The sequence below is a fragment of the Burkholderia sp. Se-20373 genome (genome assembly GCF_017104705.1).
In the GTDB taxonomy this organism is placed as follows: domain Bacteria; phylum Pseudomonadota; class Gammaproteobacteria; order Burkholderiales; family Burkholderiaceae; genus Burkholderia.
In genome coordinates, this window is the sequence record NZ_JAAGPH010000029.1 from 29,868 (window position 1) to 42,220 (window position 12,353).

Below are 12,353 nucleotides of genomic sequence, written 5' to 3' on the forward strand. Positions count from 1 at the left end.
ATCGCAGCCGACGAGACCATTTCAAATTTCTCACCAAACCATGACTCGATTAACGACGATGACAGTAAAAAATAAACTGTCGGAAAATATCTTGTAATTATAAAAATGACCCTCTAGCATCCCTCTGCGGTTCGTGACATGTCTTACATCAAAGTCTGTACTTGATGCATTCCTCGAACATCACCCACTTATAAGCCGGGGGATTACATGAAGAAACTGTCTCGTCTGCTGTCCATCTCCGCGATTACCGTCGCGAGTCTCAGTGCTTTTGCCCAGGCCGGCGACCCGTCGGCTACGGTCGACAAGGCACTGCAACTGATCCAGCAGAACCCGTCCGCCTTCAGCCTCGCAGCCGGCGGCGCGGCACGTACGTTGAAGTTCGCAGGGCCGCAGGCGAGCGCGCCGGCGGATGGCGATCAGTTCCAGGTGCGCGACGTGATCGTCGACCCCGACGGCACCGAGCACGTGCGTTTCGACCGCTTCTACGCGGGCCTGCCCGTGATCGGTGGCGACGTGGTCGTCCATTCGAGCAAGGGGCAGTTGAAGCAGGCGAGCGTGACCCAGCTCGCGCCGATCAATCTCGCCGGCACGATCGGCAAGGTGGGTGACCGCGCGGTCGTACGCAACGCACCCGACATCGGCGCTGCCCGGGTCAAGCGCATCGCAGCCGCGCGTTTCAACTCGGACGTGCGCCGCGTCGATGACGCGGAACTCGTCGTGTTCGCACGCGACGTCACGCCGACGCTGGCCTACGCGGTGCGCGTCTACGGCAAGGCGACCGACGTGCATGGCGACGCGGTGCTGTACTACGTCGATGCGCGCACCGGCACCGTGCTCGACGCGCAGGACCTGATCAAGACGGCCGCCGCGACCGGCACCGGCCGCTCGCTGTACTACGGCAACCTGACGCTCACCACCGACCAGACGGGCACGAACGCATATCGGATGCTCGATCCGAGCCGCGGCTCCGGCTCGGTCTACGACGGCCGCGGGCTGACCTCGGACGACGTCGAGCAGGCGACCGACCTGCCGATCTTCACGAGCAGCACGAACGTGTGGGGCAACAATACGACCACCGACCGTCAGACAGTCGCCGCCGACATCGACTATGGTCTCGCGCTGACTTGGGACTACTACAAGACGACGCACAACCGCAACGGCATCTTCAATGACGGCCGCGGCGTGAAGAGCTACGCGCACGTCGTATTCAACACGGGCAGCGGCACGACCGGCGCGAATGCGGCATGGCTGGATTCGCACGTGATGGTGTACGGAGACGGCCAGCCCGGCACCAGCCTGCCGAAACCGGTCGTGTCGGTGGACGTCGCCGGACACGAGATGAGTCACGGCGTGACCGAGGCCACGGCCAACCTGAACTACTCGGGCGACGCGGGCGGCCTGAACGAGTCGACGTCCGACATCTTCGGCACGCTCGTGAAGTACTACGCCAACAACCCGAACGATCCCGGCAACTACGTGATCGGGGCGCGCGTGGTGAGCGGCGGCCTGCGCAAGATGTACAAGCAGGATCTCGACGGCCGGTCGTTCAGCTGCTACCCGTCCGGCGGATTCTCGTGGTCGAATCCGCGCCACGATCCGCATTTCACGTCGGGCGTCGGCAACCGCCTGTTCTACCTGCTCGCGGAAGGCCCGACGGTGCCGTCGACCGATACCGGCCTGACGAAGGCGCAGCTGGTCTGCAACGGCGACACGACCTTCAGCGGCGTGGGTCGCGAGAAGGCCGGGAAGATCTGGTACCGGACGCTGACCGTGTACCTGAACGCCAACTCGAGCTACCCGAACGCGCGTCGTGCGTCGATCCAGGCGGCGAACGACCTGTATGGCACGAACTCGGCCGAAAGCGCCGCGGTCGCGCGCGCGTGGAGTGCGGTCGGGGTGAATTGATGGCGGTTGTGTGAATGCGTTGAACGCCCGGCGCGCGCGTGGTGGACCCTTCGCCTCGAAGAAGGGCGAACCGGTCGAAGCCACGCGATGCCCGGGCGAATAGTGGCCAGCCGTTGATCGACCGCCTGCGATTGCAGGCGGTCGATTTTCAGCATCCGGTTTTCATTCCACCCGCCGCCTGTCTCGCGGATCTCGTCGCGACGCGTCACCCGTCGCGCCGTTCGTCGGAACGCCCGCGTTCCGTCCTGTCGATCACCGGTTCGCCGGCGTGCCGTTTGAGCGCGATATTCTCGGGCGCCGTCGCAGCCCGAACCACCGCTACCCACCCCGCCTCGTTCCGGCACTTTTTTCCAAAAAAATATCTGCCGGCAATCGTTTGCGCGCGGCCGCGCGGCGTTCAGTTTATTCATCACATGCCGATATCTGGTGGGCGCGCCTGATCGAAGCGGCATGGCTCCCGCCGCGTCGATCGGGCATGGCATCGGCCCATGCGACGGATAGGGGAAGAAAGGTTTTGGTGACAGTTTTCGGGTGCATCGTTCATCGGCACAACCACTGGCTGGTGTTGCTTGCCGCACTGCTGTGCGCAGGCGGCTCGTGGGTCACCGCGCGCCTGTTCCAGCGCACGGTGAACACCGTCGGCACGCAGCGGCTCGGCTGGCAGGTGCTGACGGCCATTTCGGCCGGCGTGGCGATCTGGTGCACGCACTTCATCGCGATGCTCGGCTTCGAAGCCGGCGCGCCCGTGCACTTCGACCTGCCGCTCACGCTCGTGTCGCTGCTCATCGCGGTCGTGGGCAGCACGATCGGCTTCGCGCTGACGACCTGCCGCATCGTCAAGGTCGCGCCCGCGCTCGGCGGCGCGATCGTCGGCGTGGCGATCGTGCTGATGCACTACACCGGCATGCTCGCGTGGCGCGTCGAGGGGATCGTGTCGTGGGACGTCGGCTACCTGATCGCGTCGGTGGTCCTGGCGATGACGCTCGCCGCGCTTGCGCTGCACCTCGCGATGCGGCCGTCGCCGCACGCCGTCAACCAGATGGCCGGCGTGCTGTCGCTCGCGATCCTCGCGCTGCATTTCACCGGGATGTCCGCGCTGCGCATCACGCCGCTGATGCTCGACGGCAACTGGACCGACATGAGCGAGCTGCGTCCGCTCGCGCTGGCGGTCGCGGGCACGTCGCTCGTGATCGTCTGCACGGGGCTCGTGAGCTACGTGATCGACAGCAACGTGCGGGCCGAATCGCTCGAACACCTGCGCCGGCTGGCGCTGAGCGACATGCTGACCGGCCTGCCCAACCGGGCCAGCTTCAACGAGCGGCTCGACCTCGAAATCGCGCTGGCGCAGGAACAACGCACGAAGCTCGCGCTGATCGGCATCGACCTGAACCGCTTCAAGGAAATCAACGACCTGCGTGGCCACCACGCCGGCGACGAGGTGCTGCGCATCCTCGCGCGCCGCATGGCGAACCTGCTGCGCGAAGGCGAATTCGTCGCCCGCATCGGCGGCGACGAATTCGCGGCGCTCTGCCGGATGGACGACGACACACGCCTGATGGATCTGCTCGAACGGCTCGAGCCGGCGCTCTACAAGCCGGTCAGGCTGGACGACTACGAGGTCGTGCCGGGCGCGAGCTTCGGCGTTGCCATCTACCCGGACGACGCCGCCACCAAGGCCATCCTCATCAACAACGCGGACCTCGCGATGTACCGCGCGAAGGGCAGCATCGCGCAATCGATCTGCTTCTACGAGCCGGCGATGGACCTGATCGTCCGCGCGCGCCGCAGCCTCGCGGCCGACCTGCGCCGTGCGGTGGCCGACAACCAGCTGAGCATCCACTACCAGGTGCAGACGTCGCTCGCGACCGGCGAGATCCGCGGCTACGAGGCGCTGCTGCGCTGGCAGCATGCGACGCTCGGCACGATTCCGCCCGCCGAGTTCATTCCGCTCGCCGAGGAAAACGGCGTGATCCTGGACATCGGCGCATGGGTGCTGCGCGAGGCCTGCGCGCGGGCGGCCACGTGGGAGCCGCCCTATGCGGTCGCGGTGAACGTATCGGCCGTGCAGTTCATGCACGCGGACCTGACGGCGCTCGTGGCGGACGTGCTCGAAGCCACCCGCCTGCCGGCGTCGCGCCTGCAGCTGGAGCTGACCGAATCGACGATCTTCGCCGGCCGCGAGCGTGCGCTCGACACGTTGCGGCAGATCAAGGCGCTGGGCGTGAGCATCGCGCTCGACGATTTCGGTACCGGCTATTCGTCGCTCGACACGCTGCGCTCGTTCCCGTTCGACCGCATCAAGCTCGACCAGTCGTTCGTCGCCGACGCGGAAGCGAAACCGCAGGATCGCGCGATCATCCGCGCCGTGCTCGCGCTCGGCAAGAGCCTGGGCATTCCGATCCTGGCCGAAGGCATCGAGACGCGCGACCAGCTGGCGCTGCTGGCCGACGAAGGCTGCGACGAAGCACAGGGCTTCCTGCTCGGCCGGCCGGCCCCCCTCAACGAGATCGTCGGCAGCGGGCAGATTGCGCTGACCGGCGCCAACCGCGTCCGCACGGCGGCTCCTGCGTCCGAATCGGCCGTCGCGGCCGGTCTCGACCCGGACCCGCGCGGGTAACCCTCGACGCCGGACACGGCCGCCCGCGCCCGGGTTGCCGCCGGCAGGCTCACATGAAAATCCTCTACGCACGGATGGCAAGACTGGCAAGCCTCGCGGCGCCGGACCGGAACCCGGACCTGCTCGCGGCGCAATACCGGGTATTCGCCGGCCAGATCCCGGTGTCGTACCTGATCCTCATCTCGAGCACCTGGAGCCTCGCCGTCACGCACCTCGGCAGCACGCCGTGGTGGCTGTCGGTCGCGATGCCGGCCGCGATGACGCTCGCGGCGCTCGCGCGGCTGCTGCACTGGCACCGCACCCGGCTGCTGGCGCCGACGCCCGACACCGTGATGCGCGCGCTCACGGTCACGAACTGGCTGGTGATCCCGGTCGCCGTGACGTTCACCACCTGGGCGCTGCTGCTGTTCCCGTACGGCGATGCGTGGCAAAAGGCCCAGGTGGCGTTCTACATGGCGATCACGATGATCGGGTGCGTCTTCAGCCTGATGTACCTGCGGACGGCCGCGCTGAGCGTGGCCTTGATCGTCAACGTCGCGTTCATCGTGTTCTTCATCTCGACCGGCCAGCCGACACTCGTCGCCACGGCGGTCAACATGGCCTTCGTGTCGGCGTCGCTGATCGCCGTCATCTCCGTCAACTACCGGAGCGTCCTGCGCACCGTCGACGCGCAGGACGAATCGCGTCTGCGCGAGCAGGCGCAGACGCGGCTGATGCGGATGATCGACGACATGCCGGTGGCCGTGATGACGGTCGACCCGGAGACGTTCCGCATCAACTACCTGAACGCGACGTCGCGCAACCTGCTGCGCTCGATCGAGCACCTGCTGCCGATCCGCGCGGACGACGCGCTCGGCGCGTCGATCGACTTCTTCCACCCGCACCCGCAGCACCAGCGCCGCCTGCTCGCCGATCCGGCGAACCTGCCGCATCGGGCCCGCATTCCGCTCGGGCCGGAAGTGCTCGACATCCAGGTCTCGGCCGTGCGCGACGCCCAGGGGCGCTACATCGGCCCGATGCTGTCGTGGTCGATCGTCACGCAGCAGGCTGAGGCGGAGGCGCGCATTCACCAGCTCGCGCATCACGATTCGCTCACCGGCCTGCCGAACCGCGCGACCTTCCTGGCCGAATTCGACGCGAGCCTGCGCCGCTCGGACAAGCTGCTCGCGCTGCTCTTCATCGACCTCGACGGTTTCAAGCTGATCAACGACGCGTGCGGGCATTCGGCGGGCGACGCGGTGCTGCGCCAGGTCGCGGAGCGCCTGCGCGGGCAGTGCCCCGAGCCGGGGATGATGCTGGGGCGCATCGGCGGCGACGAATTCGCGGTGCTGCTGCGCGACACCGACGCGGACCGCGCGATGGGCGCGGCCGCGCGGCTCGTCGACACGCTCGTCGCGCCCTATGCGCCGTCGCCCGACCGGCCGTTCCGCATCGGCGCATCGATCGGCTGCGTGCTGGCGCCGCATCACGGCAACGACGCCGGCGCGCTGCTGTCCCGCGCGGACATGGCGCTGTATGCGGCCAAGAAAGCCGGGAAGGGCACCTACCGGATGTTTTCGCCGGACATGGAAACGAGCGCGCAGGAGCGGGTTGCGCTCGAATCGAAGCTGCGCGTTGCGCTGGACGAGAACCAGGGGCTGTACGTGTTCTACCAGCCGATCGTCGATGTCCTCACCCGCCAGATCACGGCGCGCGAGGCGCTGCTGCGCTGGCATCATCCGCGCGCCGGCTGGATTTCGCCGGGCTGCTTCATTCCGGTGGCCGAACGCGGCGGCCTGATCGACCGGCTCGGCCGCTTCGTGCTCGAGCAAGCGTGCCGGGAGGCGGCGCGCTGGCCCGACGGTGCGCGCGTGGCCGTCAACGTGTCGGCGGGGCAGCTCGGCCACGGCACGATCGCGCCGATCTTCGCGGCGGCGCTGGCCGGCGCGGGCCTCGCGCCCGACCGGCTGGAAATCGAGGTGACGGAAACCGCGCTGCTGCACGACGAGGGCAAGGCCATCGCGGACCTGCGCGCACTGCGTTCGATGGGCGTGCGCGTCGCCCTCGACGACTTCGGCACCGGCTTCTCGTCGCTCGCGCATCTGCGCGCGTTCCCGTTCGACAAGATCAAGATCGACGGCAGCTTCGTGCGCGATGCGGTCACGCGCCCGGACTGCGCGGCCGTCGTGCGCACGGTGGCCGATCTCGGCAAGCGTCTCGGCGTGACGACCGTCGCGGAGGGCGTCGAGACGGAGGAGCAGCTGGCGTGCATCACGGATGCCGGCTGCCGCGAGGTGCAGGGCTTCCTGATCGGCAAGCCCGCGCCGGGCGAGCAGGATGCGCCGGCCATCCGCTGGATCGAGCGGGCCGCGCTGGCGGCGCAGGCCACGGCCAGGCAGGCGTGAGCGGTGGCGGAACGGCCAGGCGAATCGAGACGCAGCGGACGACGGCCTCGGGCATCGTGATTCCCGATTCGGCCGCGGAAAAGCCCGAGCAGGGTGAAGTCGTCGCGGTCGGCAGTGGCCGGCTGCAGGCTGCCCGCCAATCATGCGGCGCGCCTTTTTGCCGATGATCGACATGAAACTCGAACTTTGCATTGACTCGAAACCGCTCGACATCGAGCTGGACGACGTCGTGGCAGGACTGCTGGCCGTTCGGCTCGACTTGCCGGCAAACGCCGATCACCGGGACGCCATCACCCGTTATCTCAACGAGAAGGGGGCGCCCTGGAGCCTCGACGCGGACCACATGCGCCGACGGATTCTTCGCCGACTGATCCTCGATATCGCCGATCCGGCACTCGTGATTCGCTATCTGATGGATGAAGACTGAATCGGCCAGGCCGGTTCCAGCCGCCACGCGGCGTATGACGCGCGCTGGCATCCATCAGTTGTCCTCCCGATCCTGATTTGGCCGGGTGGATGCCAGGCAACCGCAGCTCGCTCGCCGGTTCGCCGCAAGGATTCCCGCCGGGGTGCCCGGTCTGGGCTACGTCAGCCGATATCGATCGTGCGACTGGTGGACCTGGTCGGCTCCGATTTCGGGACGGTCAACGTGAGAACACCGTTGTCGAACTTTGCCAAGCTGTGCTCAGGGTCGGCATCGTCCGGCATCGGGATCGTGCGCACGAAGCGTCCATGGGCGCGCTCCAGCCGGTAGCAGCCGTTTTCTTCGCTGCGCACGTCCTGCCTTTTCTCTCCGCGCAGCACGATCGCCCCGTCCTCGACGCTCACCTTCAGATCTTCGCGCTCCATTCCGGGCAGTTCGGCGGTCACGCGCAGCACCGGGCCTTCATCGACGACGTCGATGCGCGGCTGGAAGCGCGACGAACTGAAGTCGCCGAACCACCGTTCGAGCGCGCCGTGGCCGGCGAACGGGTCATGAAGGAATTCCTCCATGGCGCGCCATGGTTCTCGTGAAAACAGCCGCGAAATGTCGGGCCACGACGCCCGCCCCGGCTCGCCTGTCGGCGGACTGTCCGGGCCTTCCGCGTCGGACTTGCGGGTAGCCCCGCGAAGGAACTTGAAGGGGTTCCACTTTTTCGGATCGGCATTCATGGCGTCCTCCGGTTGATCTCCAGTCGGTTTCGAGCCTGGCGTCGCCGTCCGGTGCGGACACGCGCCGTGATTCGTGTCACGGGATCGCGTGTCCTCACCCATGCGCCTGCGTCGACTCAGGCAGCGAAGCGTCGCTGATCCTGTTCTGCGTCGACGCAGGGGCGCGTGCTGCGCCGTGGCTCATGACGCGTCAGCGGGTCTTGATTTCGATGCGTCGTGGACGTGCTTCGTCGCGGCGCGGGATGGTCAGCTTCAGCACCCCGTCCTGAAGGCTCGCCTCGATCCTGGACGAGTCGAGATCCGCCGACAGCGTAAACGTGCGGGCGAAATGCGGCTCCCGAACCTCGGCATGCTGGAGCCGCAGATTGGCCGGCGTCGGCACCATGGCCTCGGCTTCGATCAGGAGGCTGCTGTCGTGAACCTTCACGTCCAGCTTGTCCTTCGTCACGCCGGGCAAATCGGCCCACAGTGTGACGCCTTGACTGTCCTCGTAGACGTCGACGGCCGGCACGAGTGTCATGCGGCGCACGGGCTGTCCGGTTTCGCGACGCGCCACGGTAGACGAGTCGCGTTCTGCCAATTGGGTCGTGTCGTTCATGATCGGCTCCTTCTCTTACTGGATAGCGATGGCGCGCGGCCGGGACGATTCGCGCTTGCCAATCCTGATGGATAGACATCCGTTTTCGTAGTGCGCCTGGACCTTGTCGGGATCGGCGGCCTCGGGCAGCTCGATGACCCGCCGGAACGTTCCGGCAAAGCGCTCTTGCGCATAGGTGCGCCGCTCCCCCCCGGCGTCGGGTTGTGCCGGTTTGCGTTCGCCGCCAATGGTCAGCAGCCCCTTGTCGATCGACACGTCGAGCGCGGCGGGGTCGACGCCGGGCGCGAACGCGACGATCTCGATGGAATCGTCTGTCGCACCGATATTGATCTGAGGGAACGTGCCGAAACGGCTCGCGCGAATGCTGGACGGGAAACCGCCGAAGCGTTGCGCGATCTGTTGCTGCAGGCGGTCGAACTCGCTGAAGAGGTCGGTTCCGAAATAGAGATCGCTCATGATCTTATCCTCCTGGCTTGTCGCAGCATGGAGGCGAACGGGCCTACGCGCTCCAGTTCGCCTGCCGGACTGCATGGCAAACAAATCGAAACACGCAGCACGCGGAATGAAGCGACCCGCGTCTGCCTGAGCGAAACTTAAGATAGGAAGTCTGCGGAGAATTTCAAGGGGGAAACGTCATTTTTTGCCCTTGAAATTGTTGCGCGGGACCCTATCATCGCGGCGAATCGGTACTGCGTTGCGGAGGACACCATGGAATTCGACACGGACTGGATCACGCTCGGCAGACACCGTATTCGGCTGCGTTCGACGAGGGGGTTTCCGACCGAGTCGATGCGCACCGTGGCGGAGGTCGTCCGGCTTGCGATCGACAACAACATGAGTGCGCGGGCGCGACTCGTCGAGGTCGTCTGCCGGCAGGAAAAGACTTACGACGTCGTCGTTGGCACCACCATGGCGGAGGACAAGTCTTGTGCGCCGCAACTCGAAGCGGCCGTCGCGGTGGTGCTGGGCCTGTTGCCCGACCAGATCAACATCACGGTCACGCCCGTCACGCAAAAGGAGGTCGATCTGCACTTCGGCGTGTATGAGCGGATGCTGTCGGAGAAGCTGGGTACGACGTCGCCGATCCAATGATCGGCCGGGGCGGCACGGGGCGGCGCACCGATAGCGCGTATCGGATGGCGACCGCAAGGGACGGGTACGTGAATTGCTGAGGCCGAATCGGGAGGCCGCCATCATGAACGACCCTGAACCGCTCGAATTCGATAAAACCGCGCATAAGCCCACCGGTCCGAACTGGGTACGTCGGCTTGGCCCCGGCTTGATTACCGGCGCGGCCGACGACGATCCGTCGGGCATTGGTACGTATTCGCAAGCCGGCGCGCAGTTCGGATTCGAATTGCTGTGGACGCTCCTCCTGACCTACCCGCTCATGACGGCCATCCAACTGGTGAGCGCGCGGATCGGGCGAGTGACCGGCAAGGGGCTGGCATCGAACATGCGGGCTCACTACCCGATGTGGCTGCTCTACAGCGCGGTCGTGCTGCTGATGATCGCCAACGTCATTAACATCGCCGCCGACCTGTCGGCGATGGGCGCCGCGGCCGGCTTGCTGCTCCCCGGGCCGCACCAGCTCTACGTGGTCGGGCTGGGTGGCCTGTCGGTCGTGCTTCAGGTGTTCGTTCCCTATGAACGGTACGCACGCCTTCTCAAGTGGACGGCGCTGATCCTGCTCGCTTATGTGGCGGTGGCGTTGATCGTCCCGATCCGGTGGAGCGAGGTGGGCCGTGCGATCGTATGGCCGCATATCGTGCTGACGCCGGACTACCTCACGACGGTCGTCGCTGTCCTCGGCACGACCATCAGCCCGTACCTGTTCTTCTGGCAGGCCTCGCAGGAAGTCGAGGAACTGCAATCCGCGCCGCGCGAGGGGCCGCTTCGCCGCGTTCCCCGCCAGGCCCCCGCGCAACTGCGCCGAATCAGTTTCGATACCTGGCTGGGGATGGGCGTATCGAATGTCATTGCCTTCTTCATCGTGCTCACCGCCGCGGCGACGCTGCATGCGCACCACATCGAGGTCAAGACGTCGGCTGACGCCGCGCGGGCCCTTGCGCCGATCGCGGGTCGCTTCGCTTATATGCTGTTCGCGCTCGGGATCGTCGGCACCGGCCTGCTGGCGCTGCCGGTGCTCGCCGGATCGACCGCCTACGCGGCCGCCGGCACATTCCGCTGGCGCAACAGCCTCGCCCTGAAGTTGACGCTCGCGCGAGAATTCTATGCGGTCATCGCACTGGCAACCGTGGGGGGCGTTGCCATCACGTTCATGCATTTCGATCCGATCCGGGCGTTGTACTGGAGCGCGGTGATCAACGGGGTAACGGCGGTCCCCATCATGGTCATCATGATGCTGATGGCTCGGAGCAAGCGGATCATGGGTGAGTTCGCCATTGCGGGACCGCTTGCTTGGGGGGGGTGGCTTGCAACCCTTGCAATGGCAATTGCAGCCGCGGGGATTTTTGTGCCGGGCTGAAGTCCGGCAGGCGGCTCGGAAGTCGCCGAAAAGATCGATTGGCTCGGCGTCCTATTCCCGCATGGCGGCCCCCGATGCGTGGCGGGTGCCGTTCGGTTTCGGTATTCGACATAGCCGATTCATTCGGCACAGGTCGTCACCTGGAACGGCAAAAGGACGAAGGGGCGCAGAGCGGTGACGCGTGACCTTGGCGACCGCCGGGCAAACTGAACTCGACGCGCTGCTGCTTGTCCATCACGAGTGGCTTGCGTCCATCGCTACCTTGAGGCGATGGAGCGGGCGGCCCGGGCACCGGCCGCTGCGGTGCAGGCGGCAAGCCATGCGATCGCGGGGGATTCGCCCCGCGCGCCGCGTCATCGCAGCGACATCTTTCTCGCGTAAATCTATGGCATTTCGCCAGTCGGCGAAGTACCGTTTTTCTCAAGGAATACCGACCATGGCGGCAAAACGCCTTCGCATCAACATGATTACTCGTCGCCAGTCGACGTTCGATGGCCGGCATCTCGACACCGAGGCGGCACGCCGCTTCGACGCGCATACGCAGGACGCGACGCCTGCTCATCTGAAAGGCACGCAGGGCGCCGAGGCCGAATGGCTGCCGCGCGTGAAGGTCAGCGAACGATAATCCGGTGACGCCGGACGAGCCGCCGCGCGATTGCGGCGATCGCGCCGTCCGGCGGCTTTTTCAATGTCAAACCGGCTCATGGCCGGCACGGCGAGGTTGGCGATAAACAAGCCCGCCGGCCAGCCGGACCGCGGCCGTGACGCAACGAAACCGCGACGCGCATCGGTGCGTGCCCACTCCATCTTTATGCGTCTTTCAACCAGGGCATTTCCACGGGTGACACGACCAGTTGCCGGAATTCGCGTTTCAGATCGAAGATGAACCCGACCAGGATCATGGAGTCGGCGTAAGGGATCGGAAAGACATGCGGATTTTCCGGCGTGCGCAGCGGGCGCTCGGGGCTGTCGACCGTCGCCGCGGCGTTCTCGCGAACGCTTTCCAGTTCGTCGGCCATGGCCGGGCCACTGATTTGCAGCACACGGCTACGCAGGTCACTGAAGGGCTCGATGCGCGCAGCGTCTTCGTGGTATTCGGGCACTTCGTAAACGAACCAGGACATTTTCGTCTCCTGTGAGAAGGGGCGCTATTCTAACGCCGCGCGAGGATGCACCGAGCGTCGCGCGGCGGAATTCCTGGACGGGTTT

Annotated in this window: 12 protein-coding genes and 1 pseudogene; 9 read left to right on the forward strand and 4 right to left on the reverse strand. The window is 66.1% G+C overall.

Annotated features, from left to right (window positions below; genetic code table 11):
• Positions 1-207: 207 nt before the first annotated feature.
• The 6 genes and pseudogenes from G3N96_RS12680 (at position 208) to G3N96_RS12705 (ending at position 7,333) form a co-directional block, all read left to right on the forward strand.
• Positions 208-1,905 (forward strand): M4 family metallopeptidase, encoded by a 1,698-nt coding sequence (locus G3N96_RS12680; protein WP_124581207.1) that lies wholly within the window; start codon positions 208-210, stop codon positions 1,903-1,905.
• Between the two features lie 113 nt (positions 1,906-2,018).
• Positions 2,019-2,345: a hypothetical protein gene (locus G3N96_RS12685; RefSeq protein ID WP_206137427.1), complete on the forward strand. Its 327-nt coding sequence runs from the start codon at positions 2,019-2,021 to the stop codon at positions 2,343-2,345.
• Between the two features lie 77 nt (positions 2,346-2,422).
• The gene (locus tag G3N96_RS12690) at positions 2,423-4,522 is read left to right on the forward strand and encodes an EAL domain-containing protein (protein ID WP_346778891.1); all 2,100 of its coding nucleotides are present in this window, start codon (positions 2,423-2,425) and stop codon (positions 4,520-4,522) included.
• A gap of 53 nt (positions 4,523-4,575) precedes the next feature.
• Positions 4,576-6,906 carry an EAL domain-containing protein gene (locus G3N96_RS12695; RefSeq protein WP_206137429.1) on the forward strand — a complete coding sequence of 777 codons (2,331 nt, stop codon included), beginning with the start codon at positions 4,576-4,578 and terminating at the stop codon, positions 6,904-6,906.
• A pseudogene (locus tag G3N96_RS12700) lies at positions 6,903-7,031 on the forward strand (hypothetical protein); the annotation flags it as partial. The gene G3N96_RS12695 and the pseudogene G3N96_RS12700, both read left to right, overlap by 4 nt.
• A 47-nt stretch (positions 7,032-7,078) precedes the next feature.
• Entirely contained in the window at positions 7,079-7,333 is a 255-nt protein-coding gene (locus G3N96_RS12705) for a hypothetical protein (protein WP_206137430.1), read from the forward strand.
• Between the two features lie 161 nt (positions 7,334-7,494).
• Here G3N96_RS12705 and G3N96_RS12710 read toward each other — a convergent pair whose 3' ends face one another.
• The 3 genes from G3N96_RS12710 to G3N96_RS12720 form a co-directional block, all read right to left on the reverse strand.
• Positions 7,495-8,058, reverse strand: a complete 564-nt coding sequence (locus G3N96_RS12710) for an Hsp20/alpha crystallin family protein (RefSeq protein WP_206137431.1) — start codon at positions 8,056-8,058, stop codon at positions 7,495-7,497.
• A gap of 190 nt (positions 8,059-8,248) precedes the next feature.
• The gene (locus G3N96_RS12715; protein WP_089459410.1) at positions 8,249-8,656 is read right to left on the reverse strand and encodes an Hsp20/alpha crystallin family protein; all 408 of its coding nucleotides are present in this window, start codon (positions 8,654-8,656) and stop codon (positions 8,249-8,251) included.
• A gap of 15 nt (positions 8,657-8,671) precedes the next feature.
• A complete protein-coding gene (locus G3N96_RS12720; RefSeq protein ID WP_124581215.1) occupies positions 8,672-9,112 on the reverse strand; it encodes an Hsp20/alpha crystallin family protein in 441 nt (146 codons plus the stop codon).
• Positions 9,113-9,364: 252 nt separating this feature from the next.
• Here G3N96_RS12720 and G3N96_RS12725 point away from each other — a divergent pair, with 252 nt between their 5' ends.
• The 3 genes from G3N96_RS12725 (at position 9,365) to G3N96_RS12735 (ending at position 11,769) form a co-directional block, all read left to right on the forward strand.
• Positions 9,365-9,748 (forward strand): hypothetical protein, encoded by a 384-nt coding sequence (locus tag G3N96_RS12725; RefSeq protein ID WP_206137432.1) that lies wholly within the window; start codon positions 9,365-9,367, stop codon positions 9,746-9,748.
• 103 nt (positions 9,749-9,851) lie between these two features.
• Positions 9,852-11,144 (forward strand): divalent metal cation transporter, encoded by a 1,293-nt coding sequence (locus G3N96_RS12730; protein WP_206137433.1) that lies wholly within the window; start codon positions 9,852-9,854, stop codon positions 11,142-11,144.
• Positions 11,145-11,529: 385 nt separating this feature from the next.
• Entirely contained in the window at positions 11,530-11,769 is a 240-nt protein-coding gene (locus G3N96_RS12735) for a hypothetical protein (RefSeq protein ID WP_241022617.1), read from the forward strand.
• A gap of 184 nt (positions 11,770-11,953) precedes the next feature.
• Here the strand turns inward: G3N96_RS12735 and G3N96_RS12740 are convergent, their stop codons facing one another.
• A complete protein-coding gene (locus G3N96_RS12740; protein WP_046546935.1) occupies positions 11,954-12,268 on the reverse strand; it encodes a hypothetical protein in 315 nt (104 codons plus the stop codon).
• Positions 12,269-12,353 lie beyond the last annotated feature (85 nt).

Bases quoted from the DNA above. Each gene is read 5' to 3' on its own strand.
- G3N96_RS12680 (WP_124581207.1), top strand. From the start codon at position 208: ATGAAGAAACTGTCTCGTCTGCTGTCCATCTCCGCGATTACCGTCGCG.
- G3N96_RS12695 (WP_206137429.1), top strand. From the start codon at position 4,576: ATGAAAATCCTCTACGCACGGATGGCAAGACTGGCAAGCCTCGCGGCG.
- G3N96_RS12705 (WP_206137430.1), top strand. From the start codon at position 7,079: ATGAAACTCGAACTTTGCATTGACTCGAAACCGCTCGACATCGAGCTG.
- G3N96_RS12710 (WP_206137431.1), bottom strand. From the start codon at position 8,058: ATGAATGCCGATCCGAAAAAGTGGAACCCCTTCAAGTTCCTTCGCGGG.
- G3N96_RS12715 (WP_089459410.1), bottom strand. From the start codon at position 8,656: ATGAACGACACGACCCAATTGGCAGAACGCGACTCGTCTACCGTGGCG.
- G3N96_RS12720 (WP_124581215.1), bottom strand. From the start codon at position 9,112: ATGAGCGATCTCTATTTCGGAACCGACCTCTTCAGCGAGTTCGACCGC.
- G3N96_RS12725 (WP_206137432.1), top strand. From the start codon at position 9,365: ATGGAATTCGACACGGACTGGATCACGCTCGGCAGACACCGTATTCGG.
- G3N96_RS12730 (WP_206137433.1), top strand. From the start codon at position 9,852: ATGAACGACCCTGAACCGCTCGAATTCGATAAAACCGCGCATAAGCCC.
- G3N96_RS12735 (WP_241022617.1), top strand. From the start codon at position 11,530: ATGGCATTTCGCCAGTCGGCGAAGTACCGTTTTTCTCAAGGAATACCG.
- G3N96_RS12740 (WP_046546935.1), bottom strand. From the start codon at position 12,268: ATGTCCTGGTTCGTTTACGAAGTGCCCGAATACCACGAAGACGCTGCG.